Consider the following 13024-nt stretch of genomic DNA (forward strand, 5'->3'; position numbering starts at 1 on the left):
GTGTCGGCCATGAGGTGGCCGCGCACGCGGTAGGCGTGGATGAGCTCCTGCACGCGGGCCGTCTTGTTGACGTCGTCGTCGTGGCTGGCGGAGATGTCGCGGACCCAGCGCACCGGCTCGTAGGGGATGCGCAGCGACTCGAAGATCTCGTCGTAGAAGCCGTTCTCGCCGAGCAGCAAGGCGTTGACGATGCGCAGGAAGTCACCGGACTGGGCGCCCTGGATGATGCGGTGGTCGTAGGTGCTGGTCAGCGTGAGGATCTTGCTGACGGCGTTGCGGTTGATCGTCTCCTGGTTGGCGCCCTGCCACTCGGCGGGGTAGTCCAGCGAGCCGACGCCGACGATCGTGCCCTGGCCGGACATCAGGCGCGGCACCGAGTGCACGGTGCCGATGGTGCCCGGGTTGGTCAGGCTTATCGTGGTGCCCGCGAAGTCCTCGACGGTCAGCTTGTTGTTGCGGGCCTTGCGCACGACGTCCTCGTAGGCCGTCCAGAAGTGCGCGAAGTCCATGGTCTCGGCGGCCTTGATGCTCGGCACGAGCAGCTGGCGGGTGCCGTCGGGCTTGGCGATGTCGATCGCGAGGCCGAGGTTGACGTGGGCCGGCCGGACCAGCGCCGGCTTGCCGTCCTTCTCGGTGTAGCCGTTGTTCATCTCCGGCATGACCGCCAGGGCCTTCACCACGGCGTAGCCGATGAGGTGGGTGAAGCTGACCTTGCCGCCGCGGCTGCGCTGCAGGTGGTTGTTGATGACCACGCGGTTGTCGATGAGCAGCTTGGCCGGCACGGCCCGCACGCTGGTCGCCGTCGGGACGGCGAGGCTGCTCTCCATGTTGGTGACGACACGGGCGGCCGGCCCACGCAGCGGCACCGTCTCGTCCTCGCTCGTGGGGCCGGTGGGCTTGACCGCGGGGGCGTCACGCGGGGTGGGCTTGGCCGGCTCGGCGGCCTTGGGCTCGGCCGGCGCCTCGGTGGGGGCGGCCGGGGCGGCCTTGGCGGGGGCCGGAGCGGCCGGGACCGCGGCAGGAGCGGGGGTGGCCGGGGTGGCGGGGGCCGTGGCCACCGCGCCGTTGCCGTTGGCCTGGCGGCCGTCGGTCGGCTGGTAGTCGGCGAAGAACTCCCACCACGCCTTGTCGACGGAGTTCTTGTCCTGCAGGTACTGCTGGTACAGCTCGTCCACGAGCCACTCGTTGGGTCCGAAAGCTGCCATGGGGTCGTTGGTCGGTGGCTGGGCGGACACGGCGAACATCGCCTCTTTCATCGCGTCGACGGTGACGATAACTACGGGCGGCCCCCAGCCTATCCCCGCAGGCCGGGGGCCACGCCGTCGCCATCCCCTCCGTCAGGGGCGAGTTAGGTCACGTCGCGGCGCACCGTCAGGAACGACCCGACGCCGGCCAGCACCGCGGCATACGCGGCCAGGACGAGGGCCCCGCCCCACCAGCTCAGCTGGTCGACCGTCTCGCCGCTGAAGCCTCGGGAGAGACCCGACACCATGGCGTTGGTGGCGTTGGCCGGCAGCAACTCGTTGGCCGTAGTCCAGTGCAGCGCCAGGAAAGCCAGGGACATCAGGGACTGCCCGATCCAGGCGATGCCGATCGAGATGAGCAGCGCCGCGACCTGGTTGCTGATGAGGATGCCCGCGCCGAGGCCGATGAGCGCCCAGAGGCCGAGGGCCAGCAGGCTCAGGGCGAGGGTGCGCCAGACGTGCTCGCCGGCCGGGAACGGGTCGAAGCCGCGCAGCGTGATGATGGTGGCGCCGACGCCCACCGAGCTGAGGCAGAAGAGCACGCCGTAGAAGGCGCCGACGCCGAGCAGCGCGACGACCTTGGCCAGCATCACCTCGACGCGGCGGGGGGTGGACAGGAAGGTCGCCGTAATCGTCTTGTGCCGGTACTCCGCGCCGATCACCATGACGCCGATGGCCAGGGTGAGCAGGTAGGCCAGGCTCAGGCCGGCGGTGTAGACGGTGGTGACCATGCCGGGCTTGTCGAGGGCGGGGAGGGCGTTCTGCCCCTCACCCTGCCCCGCCAGGCCGCCGAGGACGGCCGCGAGGCCGCCTCCCACGACGACGACGCCGATGGCCATGCCCCACCAGAGGCGGGTCGTGAAGATCTTGCGGAACTCGGACCTGATCGCGCCGTTCATCAGCGCACCGCGCTCTCGGTCGGGGCGGGCGTGCCGCCGGGAAGGGTGACGGGGTCGGGTGCGCCGTCCAGGTTGCGGTTGCGGTTGGCCGGGTCCTCGGTCAGCTGGAAGAACAGCGCCTCGAGGTCGGTCTGGTGCTGGCGCAGCTCGTGCACGGGCAGCCCGGCGGCGAGGGCGACGTCGCCGACGCGGGCGAGGTCACCGGTGTGCACGTCGAGCTGGCCGTCGGTGGCCGGGTCGGCGGTGATGCCGGCGTCGAGCAGCGCCCGGGCCAGCGCCGCGGCGTCGGTCGTGCGCACGACCGCCCGCTTCTCGCCGTGGAGGTCGGCCATCGCGCCCTGCCGCACGAGGCGGCCGTTGGCGATGATGACGACGTCGTCGACGGTCTGCTCGACCTCCTGCAGCATGTGGCTGGAGATGAGCACGGTCTTGCCCTGGCCGCTCAGGTGGCGCAGGAAGAGGCGCAGCCAGCGGATGCCCTCGGGGTCCAGGCCGTTGGCCGGCTCGTCGAGGATGAGCACCTGCGGGTCCCCGAGCAGCGCGGCGGCCAGGCCAAGCCGCTGCCGCATCCCCATGGAGTAGCCGCCGGCCCGCTTGCGCGCCGCGGCGGGGATGCCGACCAGCTCGAGCATCTCGTCCACCCGCCGGGAGTCGATGCCGGCGGTGTCCGCGAGTACCCGCAGGTGGTCGCGACCGGTCCGCCCCGGGTGGAAGTTGGTGGCCTCCAGTGCCGAGCCGACGACCCGCTGGGGGGCGGTCAGGTCGTGGTAGCGCTGTCCGCCGATGGTCGCCGTGCCCGCGGTGGGGCGGACGAGGCCCAGCAGCATGCGCAGCGTCGTCGTCTTCCCGGCGCCGTTGGGGCCGAGGAAGCCGGTGATCCGGCCCGGCTCGACGCTGAAGCTGAGCCGGTCGACGGCGGTGAAGCTGCCGAAGCGCTTGGTCAGCTCGTGCACCTCGATGCGGGTGCCGTGCTGGGGTAGTGCGGTCGTGGTCATGTCTGGTCCCCGGTCTCACTCATGCCGCTCATCCCACCACGGGAGGCCGCACGCGAGCCCGGCATTTCGGGTGATCTCAGGGGGATCTCAGGGTCATCCCGCAGGCCGGGACCCCGCCGCGGGGGCGGCTGCTCTCTAGGATGGACGCACTATGACCGAATGGCTGCTGGTCCTCGCCGGCGTGGCGTTGACATTTGGCACGGCGGTCTTCGTCGCCGCGGAGTTCTCCTTCGTCGCGCTCGACAAGCCCACCGTCCAGCGCGCCGTCGACGAGGGTGACCACGCCGCGGGGAGGGTGCTGACCTCGCTGCGCCAGCTGTCGACCCAGCTCTCCGCGGCCCAGGTCGGCATCACCCTGACCACCCTGGTCCTCGGCTTCATCGCCGAGCCCTCGGTCGGCCGGCTGCTGGCCACCCCCGTGGCGGCGGTGGGCGTGCCGCAGGGGGCGGTGGAGCCGGTGTCCGCCGGGCTGGCGCTGTTCCTCGCCACGGTGTTCTCGATGATCTTCGGCGAGCTGGTCCCGCAGTTCCTCGGCATCTCCGAGCCGCTCGGGATGGCCAAGCTCGTCGCCGTGCCGGTGCGCCTCTTCTCGGTGGTGACCCGCCCTCTGATCGTGGTGCTCAACGGCTCGGCCAACCTGGTGCTCAAGGCGTTCGGCATCACCCCGCAGGAGGAGCTGTCCGGCGCCCGCACCCCGCAGGAGCTCGCCTCGCTGGTGCGCCGCTCGGCGGCGGCCGGCACGCTCGACGAGACGACCGCGCGCCTGGTGACCCGCTCGCTGGACTTCGGTGAGCAGACCGCCGCCGACGTCATGACCCCGCGGGTGCGGTGCACCGCGATCGAGCGCACCGCCTCCGCCGCCGACGTGCTGCGCCTGGCCCGCCGCACCGGCCACTCGCGCTTCCCCGTGATCGGCGAGGACTGGGACGACGTCGACGGCCTCGTTCACGTCAAGCGCGCCATCGCGGTGCCGCACGAGCGGCGCGAGGACGTGCCGGTCTCGGCGCTCATGATCGACCCGACCCTCGTGCCCGAGACGATCCGGCTCGACCCCCTCCTGCTCCTGCTGCGCGGATCGGGCATGCAGCTCGCCGTGGTGGTCGACGAGTACGGCGGCACCTCGGGGCTGGTGACCCTCGAGGACGTCATCGAGGAGATCGTCGGGGAGGTCAGCGACGAGCACGACCGCAGCCGCACCACCGGCCGGGAGATGACCGACGGGTCCTGGACGGTGCCCGGGCTGTGGCGTCCGGACGAGGTGCACGACCGCCTCGGCGCCGACGTGCCCGAGGGCCCGGCCTACGAGACCGTCGGCGGCTTCGTCATGGCGGCGCTGGGACGCGTCCCCGTCGTCGGCGACACCGTCACGGTGCCCGGCTGGACCGTGCGGGTGGAGGCCATGGACGGGCGGCGCGTGGACCGGCTGAGGTTCACGCCGCACCCGCCCGAGCCGGACGACGAGGCGGGCACACGGCATACCGGCGAGCGGGCGGAGGAGCGAGCATGAGCCCGAGCCTCGCCCTGTGGCTGTCGCTGCTGCTGTTGCTGGGCAACGCCTTCTTCGTCGGCGCCGAGTTCGCCGTCATGGCGGCGCGGCGCTCGCAGCTGGAGCCGATGGCTGAGGAGGGCAGCAGGCGGGCGCAGGTCAGCCTCGAGGCGCTGGAGCAGGTGGCCTCCCTGCTGGCCGCGGCCCAGCTCGGCATCACGCTCTGCTCGCTCGGGCTCGGTGCGGTGGCCGAGTCGGCGCTGCACGAGCTGATCCTGCCGGTCCTCCACGCCGTGCACCTGCCCGCCGGGGTGGCGCACCCGCTGGCCATCGTGCTGGCCCTGCTGGTCGTGGCCTACCTGCACGTGGTCGTCGGCGAGATGGTGCCCAAGAACCTCGCCATCGCGGGCCCGGACAAGGCGGCGCTGGCGCTGGCGCCGCCGCTGCTCTACATCGCCCGCGGCCTGCGACCGGTCATCCGGCTGATGGAGGGCGTGGCCAAGGCCTTCGTGCGCCTCGTCGGCGTCGAGCCCAAGGACGAGATCGCTTCCGCGTTCACCGCCGAGGAGGTCCAGCACATCGTCGCCGAGAGCCACCGGGAGGGGCTGATCGAGCGGGAGCGGCACGGCATGGTCCGCGGGGCGATCGAGTTCAGCGACCGGGTCGCCGGCGAGGTGGCCGTGCCGCTGGACCAGCTGGTCACGCTGCCGATCGGGGCCACGCCCGACGACGTCGAGCGCCTGGTCGCCCGCCACGGCTTCTCGCGCTACCCGTTCACCGACGCCTCTGGCGACCTCGCCGGCTACCTGCACCTGAAGGACGTGCTCTACGCCGACGAGGAGGAGCACACCCAGCCGGTCCCACTCAAGCGCGTCCGCCGGCTGGCCACGGTGGCCCCCGGCGACGAGGTCGAGGACGTGCTCGCCACGATGCAGCGCACCGGCTCCCACCTCGCCCGCGTCGTCGACACCGACGGCAGCAACCAGGGCGTGGTGTTCCTCGAGGACGTGCTGGAGGAGCTCGTCGGCGAGGTCAGCGACGCCAGCCAGCGCTGACACGCCCAAACCTCCCCCTCGGCAGGTGGGGTGGTGAGGTCCGCTGGGATGCGGCGCACGGCATACATGAGAAAGGACCCCTCGCCCTGGTGGGCGAGGGGTCCTCGTGCGCGTGGTGCCCCCGGCAGGATTCGAACCTGCGCTCCCGCCTCCGGAGGGCGGTGCTCTATCCCCTGAGCTACGGGGGCCAACGACCGCTGCCGGAAGGGTTTCCGGCCCGGATCGAGCGCGCCGGATGAGGTTAGCAGCCTAGGGTGGGTTTCATGGAATGGGGCGGGCCGGGTCGCAGCAGCAGTGCGAGGTACGGCTATCACGATGCCGAGGGGAGCGGTCGCATCCTCGTCGTCGACGACACCGACCAGATCCGCACGCTGATCCGGGTGAACCTGGAGCTCGAGGGTTACGAGGTGATCGAGGCGCGCGACGGCGAGGAGGCGCTGGAGATCCTCGCCGACACCTCGCAGCCGCTGCCGGACGTCATCACCGTCGACGCGCTGATGCCACGGCGCGACGGCTGGTGGACCGTCTCGATGATCCGCGCGGACCCGCGGCTGATGGACATCCCGATCATCATGGTCACCGCGTCGGTGCAGTCCCACCACCGTGCCCAGGCCGAGCAGGCCGGCGTCGACGGGTTCATCGCCAAGCCGTTCGAGCCGGACGAGCTGCTCGCGCTCATCGGCATCCTGGCCGTCGGCGGGCGGGTCTAGGAGGCCGCCGAGGGCACCGTCCGGAGGCGCTCACCTGCCCCTTTAGGCTGGTCCGCGTGACCCCCGAAGAGCTTGCGCTGGCCATCCGCTCCGCGCTCGTTGCCGCCGTGGAGGCGGGCGAGCTGTCCGTCGTCGTGCCGGATGAGGTGCGGGTGGAGCGTCCGCGCAGCCGGGAGCACGGGGACTGGGCCACGAACGTGGCGTTGCAGCTGGCCAGGGGTGCCGGTATGCCGCCGCGGGAGGTCGCGTCCCGGCTTGCCGCGCGTCTGGGTGCGGTGGCGGGGGTCAAGGCGGTGGACGTGGCGGGTCCGGGGTTCCTGAACATCACGCTGGATGCGGCCTCGGCGGGGGAGCTGGCGCGGACCATCGTGGAGGCGGGGCCGGCCTACGGGCGCAACGAGGCCATGGCCGGGCACACCATCAACCTGGAGTTCGTCTCCGGCAACCCGACCGGCCCGCTGCACATCGGCCACACCCGCTGGGCCGCGCTCGGCGACGCGCTGCACCGGCTGCTCGTGGCCTCGGGTGCGCAGGTCACCGCCGAGTACTACGTCAACGACGCCGGCGCCCAGATGGACAAGTTCGCCGGCTCGATCCTGGCCCGGGCACGGGGGACCGAGGTGCCCGAGGGCGGCTACCCCGGGGAGTACGTCACCGACCTGGCCCGCATCGTGGTGGCCGAGCGTCCCGACCTGCTCGAGCTGCCCGAGGAGGAGGCCCTGGCCGTGGCCCGCGAGCTGGGCTACCGCGCCGAGCTGGCCGACATCCGCTCGACGCTGGAGGCGTTCGGCGTCCACTTCGACGTGTGGTTCTCCGAGAAGGCGCTGCACGAGGCCGGTGCGGTCGAGCAGGCGGTGGCTCGGCTGCGCGAGCAGGGCCACGTCTTCGAGGCCGACGGCGCGACCTGGCTGCGCACCACCGACTTCGGCGACGACCGCGACCGGGTGATGGTGCGCGCCAACGGCGAGCCGACCTACTTCGCCGCCGACGCTGCCTACTACCTGTCCAAGAAGGACCGCGGCTTCCCCGAGAAGATCTACCTGCTCGGCGCCGACCACCACGGCTACGTCGGCCGGCTCAAGGCCATCGCTGCGTGCGCGGGGGACGACCCCGAGGTCAACATCGAGGTGCTGATCGGCCAGCTGATCAACATCGCCGGGGAGCGCATGGGCAAGCGCCGCGGCAACGCCATCTACCTCAGCGAGCTGCTGGACTGGATCGGGGCCGACGGCATCCGCTACACGCTGGCGCGCTACCCCGCGGACAGCCCGCTCTCGCTCAACGGCGAGGACCTGCGCCGGCAGTCCAACGACAACCCGGTGTTCTACGTGCAGTACGCCCACGCGCGCACCTGCAACGTCAGCCGGCTCGCGGGCGAGGACGGGGTGCGCCGCGAGGAGGGCTTCGACCCGGCGCTGCTGACCCACGAGACCGAGTCGGCGCTGCTGGCGACCCTGGGCGACTTCCCGCGGGTGGTGGCCCAGGCGGCGCAGCTGCGCGAGCCGCACCGCGTCGCGCGCTACCTGGAGGACCTCGCCGGCCGCTTCCACAAGTGGTACGACGAGTGCCGCGTGCGCCCGCACGCGGGCGAGGAGGTCACCGACCTGAACCGCACCCGGCTGTGGCTCAACGAGGCCACGCGCGTGGTGCTGGCCAACGGTCTCGGCCTGCTCGGCGTCTCGGCGCCCGAGCGCCTCGAGCGCGCCCCCGAGACCGGCACTGAAGCCGGCGTGGACACCCCCGAGGAGGGCTGAGTCCGCGCCCTAGACTTCGGGAGGTGACCCCCGAAGAGCTTGCGCTGGCCATCCGCTCCGCGCTCGTTGCCGCCGTGGAGGCGGGCGAGCTGACCGTCGTCGTGCCGGATGAGGTGCGGGTGGAGCGTCCGCGCAGCCGGGAGCACGGGGACTGGGCCACGAACGTGGCGTTGCAGCTGGCCAAGGGTGCCGGTATGCCGCCGCGGGAGGTCGCGTCCCGGCTCGCCGCGCGTCTGGGTGCGGTGGCGGGGGTCAAGGCCGTCGACGTCGCCGGCCCGGGGTTCCTGAACATCACGCTGGATGCGGCCTCGGCGGGGGAGCTGGCGCGGACCATCGTGGAGGCCGGGCCGGCCTACGGGCGCGGCGACGCGGAGGCCGGCAAGCGGGTCAACGTCGAGTTCGTCTCGGCGAACCCGACCGGCCCGATCCACCTCGGGGGTACCCGCTGGGCCGCCGTCGGCGACTCCCTGGCCCGCATCCTCGAGGCCTCCGGGGCCGAGGTCACCCGGGAGTACTACTTCAACGACCACGGCGCCCAGATCGACCGGTTCGCCCGGTCCTTGCTGGCCGCCGCGAAGGGGCAGCAGGCGCCCGAGGACGGCTACGCCGGGGCCTACATCAGCGACATCGCCACCACCGTGATGGAGCAGGAGCCGGGCCTCCTCGACCTGCCCGACGACCAGGCGCAGGAACGCTTCCGGGCGCTCGGCGTCGAGCTGATGTTCGGCGAGATCAAGTCCTCGCTGCATGATTTCGGCGTCGACTTCGACGTGTACTTCCACGAGAACTCGCTGCACGAGTCGGGCGCCGTCGAGCGCGCGGTCGCCCGGCTGACCGAGCTCGGCGTGATGTACGAGAAGGACGGTGCCCGGTGGCTGCGCACCACCGACTACGGCGACGACAAGGACCGGGTCGTCATCAAGAGCGACGGCAAGCCGGCCTACATCTCCGGTGACCTGGCCTACTACCTCGACAAGCGCGAGCGTGGCTTCGACCGGGTGTTCATCATGCTCGGCGCCGACCACCACGGCTATGTCTCGCGGATGATGGCGATGTGCGCCGCGTTCGGCGACACCCCGCACGAGAACCTCGAGATCCTCATCGGCCAGATGGTCAACCTGGTCAAGGACGGCCAGCCGGTGCGGATGAGCAAGCGGGCCGGCACGGTCGTGGTGCTCGAGGACCTCGTCGAGGCCGTCGGTGTCGACGCCGCCCGCTACGCCCTCACCCGGTCCTCGACCGACTCCACGATCGACATCGACCTCGACCTGCTGGCGAAGCACAGCAACGAGAACCCCGTGTTCTACGTGCAGTACGCCCACGCCCGCACCTGCCGGGTCGCGCGGCTGGCGGCCGAGGACGGGGTGCGTCGCGAGGACGGCTTCGAGCCGGCGCTGCTGACCCATGAGACCGAGTCGGCGCTGCTCGCGATCCTCGGGGACTTCCCGCGGGTGGTCGCGCAGGCGGCGCAGCTGCGCGAGCCGCACCGGGTTGCCCGCTACCTCGAGGACCTCGCCGCCCGCCTGCACAAGTGGTACGACGAGTGTCGGGTCCGGCCGCGCGCCGAGGAGGAGGTCACCGACCTCCACCGCACCCGGCTGTGGCTCAACGACGCCTCCCGGCAGGTGCTCGCCAGCGGCCTGGGCCTGCTGGGCGTCTCGGCGCCGGAGCAGATCTGATGCGCGCCCACGAGGCCGGGGCGATGCACGCCGAGGGCTACCGCGGGCCGTCGTGGCTCAAGCCCCCGGCGGACGCCAACGACCTGGTCACCCACCTGTGGGCCCGGTCGGTGGGCCGCGCCCGGGACGGCGAGCTGACCGTCGGCGGGGTCGACGTCCGTGACATCGCGGCCGAGTTCGGCACCCCGGCCTACGTCATCGACGAGGAGGACTTCCGGGGCCGCGCCCGCGAGTTCAAGGAGGCCTTCGCCGAGGCGTTCGGCGACCTGTGCGGCGGCGCCGACGTCTACTACGCGGGCAAGGCGTTCCTGTGCACCCAGGTGGCCCGGTGGGTCCACGAGGAGGGGCTGCACCTCGACGTCTGCTCCGGCGGGGAGCTCGCGGTCGCGATCCGCGCCGGCGTCCCGGGGGAGCGGATCGGCCTGCACGGCAACAACAAGTCCGTCGCCGAGATCGAGGCGGCGCTGCGCCACGGCGTCGGCAGGATCGTTCTCGACTCCTTCGAGGAGATCGACCGCGTGGCCGCAGCGGCGCGGCGGCTCGGGGTCGTCGCCCCGGTCCTCCTCCGGGTGACCGTGGGCGTCGAGGCCCACACCCACGAGTACATCGCCACCGCCCACGAGGACCAGAAGTTCGGGTTCAGCCTGTCCGGGGGACAGGCGGCCGAGGCGGTCCGGCGCGTGCTGGAGCACCCGGCATACCTCTCGCTCAAGGGGCTGCACAGCCACATCGGCAGCCAGATCTTCGACGTCAGCGGCTTCGAGGTCGCGGCCCGTCGGGTCATGGGCCTGCACCTCGACGTCGCGCGCGAGCACGGGGTCGAGCTGCCCGAGCTCGACCTCGGCGGCGGCTTCGGCATCGCCTACACCACCCAGCACGACCCCCTGGCGCCGAAGGTGCTGGCCGCCGGCATGGCCGAGATCGTCGCCCGCGAGTGCCGGGCCGACGGGGTCGCCGTGCCGCGCGTCTCGGTCGAGCCGGGGCGGGCGATCGCCGGGCCGAGCACCTTCACGCTCTACGAGGTCGGCACCGTCAAGGAGGTGCTGCTCGACGGCGCCGCGACCCGCACCTACGTCGCCGTCGACGGCGGGATGAGCGACAACATCCGACCGGCGCTGTACGACGCGGACTACTCGTGCACGCTGGCGAACCGGCGCAGCGAGGCCCTCCCGGCGTTGGCGCGCGTGGTCGGCAAGCACTGCGAGAGCGGCGACATCATCGTCAAGGACGAGTTCCTGCCCTCCGACGTGGCCCCCGGCGACCTCATCGCGGTCCCCGGCACCGGGGCCTACTGCCGCAGCCTGTCCAGCCAGTACAACCACGTGCCCCGCCCGCCGGTGGTGGCCGTCCGTGACGGCCAGGCCCGGCTCCTGGTCCGGCGCGAGACCGTCGAGGACATCCTCGCCCTCGACGTCGAGTAGCCACGTCGTCCGCATCGCGGAACATGGCGCGTCCACAGCGTGGACACGGCAGGATGGCAGCAGGCTCGTGAAGCCCGAGATGCGTGAGGAGCAAGCGTGAGCAACCAGGCCAGTCCGGACGTCCAGCCCCTGCGCGTGGCCCTGCTCGGCTGCGGCGTGGTCGGCACGGCGGTGGCGCGCCTGCTCACGGAGCACGCCGACGACATGGCTGCCCGGGTGGGCCGCCCGCTGCAGGTCGTCGGCATCGCGGTGCGCCGGGCGGGCAAGGACCGCAGCGAGACCGGGGTCGACCCGTCGCTGTTCACCACCGACGCCGAGGAGCTGGTCACCCGCGCCGACGTCGTGGTCGAGGTGATCGGCGGCATCGAGCCGGCGCGAAGCCTGATCCTGCGGGCGTTCGAGCACGGTGCCAGCGTGGTCACCGCCAACAAGGCCTTGCTGGCCGAGGACGGTCCGCTGCTCTACCAGGCCGCGCAGGAGCACGACGTCGACCTCTACTACGAGGCCGCCGTCGCCGGGGCGATCCCGTTGCTGCGCCCGCTGCGCGAGTCCCTCGCCGGTGACGACGTGCGCCGGGTGCTCGGCATCGTCAACGGCACCACCAACTACGTGCTGGACAAGATGGACACGACCGGCGCCGGCTTCGCCGAGGCGGTCGAGCAGGCGCAGGAGCTCGGTTACGCCGAGGCCGACCCGACCGCCGACGTCGAGGGCTTCGACGCCGCCGCCAAGGCCGCGATCCTGGCCTCCCTGGCGTTCCACTCCCGGGTCAGCGGCAAGGACGTCTACCGCGAGGGCATCACCGAGGTCACCGCCGCCGACGTGCACGCCGCCCGCGAGATGGACTGCGTGGTCAAGCTCCTGGCGATCTGCGAGGTCACCGACGACCCGGCCGAGCCCGGTGGCCGCGGCATCTCCGTGCGCGTCCACCCGGCGATGATCCCCCGGACCCACCCGCTGGCCGGGGTGCGCGAGGCGTTCAACGCGGTCTTCGTCGAGGCGGCGTCGGCCGGCGAGCTGATGTTCTACGGCCGCGGCGCCGGCGGCGACCCCACCGCTTCCGCCGTGCTCGGCGACGTCGTCGCGGTCGCCCGGCACAAGGTCGTGGGCGGGCGCGGGCCGGGGGAGTCGACCTACGCCGACCTGCCCATCCTGCCGATGGGCCGGGCCCAGACGCGCTACCACATCAGCCTCGACGTGGCCGACCGCCCGGGCGTGCTCGCGCAGGTCGCCACCGCGTTCGCCCAGCACGAGGTCTCCATCGAGACGGTCCGCCAGCAGCTGCTCAGCCCCGACCCGGCGACGCCGGAGGACGGGCGGGCCAGCCTGGTCATCGTGACCCACTCGGCGCCTGACGCCGCCCTGTCGGCCACCGTCGACGCGCTGGCCGGGCTGCCGACCGTCCGTGCGGTGACCTCGGTCATGCGCGTGGAGGGGGAGTGACCATGGCGCACCTGTGGCGTGGGGTCATCCACGAGTACCAAGACCGCCTGCCGTCCCTCGAGGGCGCCCCGGTGGTCACCCTGGGCGAGGGTGGCACCCCGCTCATCCACGCCGAGGTGCTCTCGGAGGTCGTCGGTGCGCAGGTGTGGGTCAAGTACGAAGGCCTGAACCCGACCGGCTCCTTCAAGGACCGTGGGATGACGACGGCGATCTCGGCCGCCGCGCGCTCCGGCGCCCGCGCCGTCATCTGCGCCTCCACCGGCAACACCAGCGCCTCGGCGGCGGCCTACGCCACCAAGGCGGGCATGGCCTGCGGGGTGCTCGTCCCCGAGGGCAAG

11 protein-coding genes and 1 tRNA gene are annotated in these 13024 nt (G+C 72.4%); 8 read left to right on the forward strand and 4 right to left on the reverse strand.

Features of this window, described 5'->3' with window-relative positions:
• The 3 genes from ACXVGS_RS17370 to ACXVGS_RS17380 form a co-directional block, all read right to left on the reverse strand.
• Positions 1-1256, reverse strand: a 1256-nt coding sequence (locus tag ACXVGS_RS17370; RefSeq protein ID WP_458537243.1) for a 2-oxo acid dehydrogenase subunit E2, incomplete at its 3' end; no start/stop codon positions are given.
• A gap of 92 nt (positions 1257-1348) precedes the next feature.
• Positions 1349-2143 (reverse strand): ABC transporter permease, encoded by a 795-nt coding sequence (locus ACXVGS_RS17375; protein WP_458530735.1) that lies wholly within the window; start codon positions 2141-2143, stop codon positions 1349-1351.
• Positions 2143-3138, reverse strand: coding sequence for an ABC transporter ATP-binding protein (locus ACXVGS_RS17380; protein ID WP_458530736.1), 996 nt, complete (start codon positions 3136-3138; stop codon positions 2143-2145). The genes ACXVGS_RS17375 and ACXVGS_RS17380 overlap by 1 nt, the downstream gene beginning before the upstream one ends.
• Before the next feature lie 151 nt (positions 3139-3289).
• On the opposite strand from ACXVGS_RS17380, the gene ACXVGS_RS17385 reads away from it, so the two are divergent.
• Together ACXVGS_RS17385 and ACXVGS_RS17390 are read left to right on the forward strand one after the other, a co-directional pair.
• Positions 3290-4645 carry a hemolysin family protein gene (locus tag ACXVGS_RS17385; protein ID WP_458530737.1) on the forward strand — a complete coding sequence of 452 codons (1356 nt, stop codon included), beginning with the start codon at positions 3290-3292 and terminating at the stop codon, positions 4643-4645.
• Positions 4642-5679: a hemolysin family protein gene (locus tag ACXVGS_RS17390; protein ID WP_458530738.1), complete on the forward strand. Its 1038-nt coding sequence runs from the start codon at positions 4642-4644 to the stop codon at positions 5677-5679. Before ACXVGS_RS17385 ends, ACXVGS_RS17390 begins: the two co-directional genes overlap by 4 nt.
• A gap of 113 nt (positions 5680-5792) precedes the next feature.
• Here the strand turns inward: ACXVGS_RS17390 and ACXVGS_RS17395 are convergent.
• Positions 5793-5867, reverse strand: a tRNA-Arg gene (locus ACXVGS_RS17395).
• A gap of 75 nt (positions 5868-5942) precedes the next feature.
• Here ACXVGS_RS17395 and ACXVGS_RS17400 point away from each other — a divergent pair.
• The 6 genes from ACXVGS_RS17400 to ACXVGS_RS17425 all read left to right on the forward strand — a co-directional run.
• Positions 5943-6389, forward strand: a complete 447-nt coding sequence (locus ACXVGS_RS17400) for a response regulator (protein WP_331114383.1) — start codon at positions 5943-5945, stop codon at positions 6387-6389.
• A gap of 56 nt (positions 6390-6445) precedes the next feature.
• Complete coding sequence (gene argS / locus ACXVGS_RS17405; protein ID WP_458536215.1) at positions 6446-8143, forward strand: arginine--tRNA ligase; 1698 nt, start codon at positions 6446-6448, stop codon at positions 8141-8143.
• Positions 8144-8166: 23 nt separating this feature from the next.
• The gene (gene argS / locus ACXVGS_RS17410; RefSeq protein WP_458530083.1) at positions 8167-9822 is read left to right on the forward strand and encodes an arginine--tRNA ligase; all 1656 of its coding nucleotides are present in this window, start codon (positions 8167-8169) and stop codon (positions 9820-9822) included.
• Entirely contained in the window at positions 9822-11243 is a 1422-nt protein-coding gene (gene lysA, locus ACXVGS_RS17415) for a diaminopimelate decarboxylase (RefSeq protein WP_458530062.1), read from the forward strand. Before argS (ACXVGS_RS17410) ends, lysA begins: the two co-directional genes overlap by 1 nt.
• A 96-nt stretch (positions 11244-11339) precedes the next feature.
• Positions 11340-12686, forward strand: coding sequence for a homoserine dehydrogenase (locus tag ACXVGS_RS17420; RefSeq protein ID WP_458532437.1), 1347 nt, complete (start codon positions 11340-11342; stop codon positions 12684-12686).
• A 2-nt stretch (positions 12687-12688) separates the two neighbouring features.
• Positions 12689-13024, forward strand: a 336-nt coding sequence (locus ACXVGS_RS17425; protein ID WP_458537244.1) for a pyridoxal-phosphate dependent enzyme, incomplete at its 3' end; no start/stop codon positions are given.

The sequence above is a fragment of the Oryzihumus sp. genome, assembly GCF_054325275.1.

Excerpts from the sequence above, each read along its gene's own strand:
- ACXVGS_RS17375 (WP_458530735.1), bottom strand. The coding sequence starts at position 2,143 with ATGAACGGCGCGATCAGGTCCGAGTTCCGCAAGATCTTCACGACCCGC.
- ACXVGS_RS17390 (WP_458530738.1), top strand. The coding sequence starts at position 4,642 with ATGAGCCCGAGCCTCGCCCTGTGGCTGTCGCTGCTGCTGTTGCTGGGC.
- lysA (WP_458530062.1), top strand. The coding sequence starts at position 9,822 with ATGCGCGCCCACGAGGCCGGGGCGATGCACGCCGAGGGCTACCGCGGG.
- ACXVGS_RS17385 (WP_458530737.1), top strand. The coding sequence starts at position 3,290 with ATGACCGAATGGCTGCTGGTCCTCGCCGGCGTGGCGTTGACATTTGGC.
- ACXVGS_RS17400 (WP_331114383.1), top strand. The coding sequence starts at position 5,943 with ATGGAATGGGGCGGGCCGGGTCGCAGCAGCAGTGCGAGGTACGGCTAT.
- ACXVGS_RS17380 (WP_458530736.1), bottom strand. The coding sequence starts at position 3,138 with ATGACCACGACCGCACTACCCCAGCACGGCACCCGCATCGAGGTGCAC.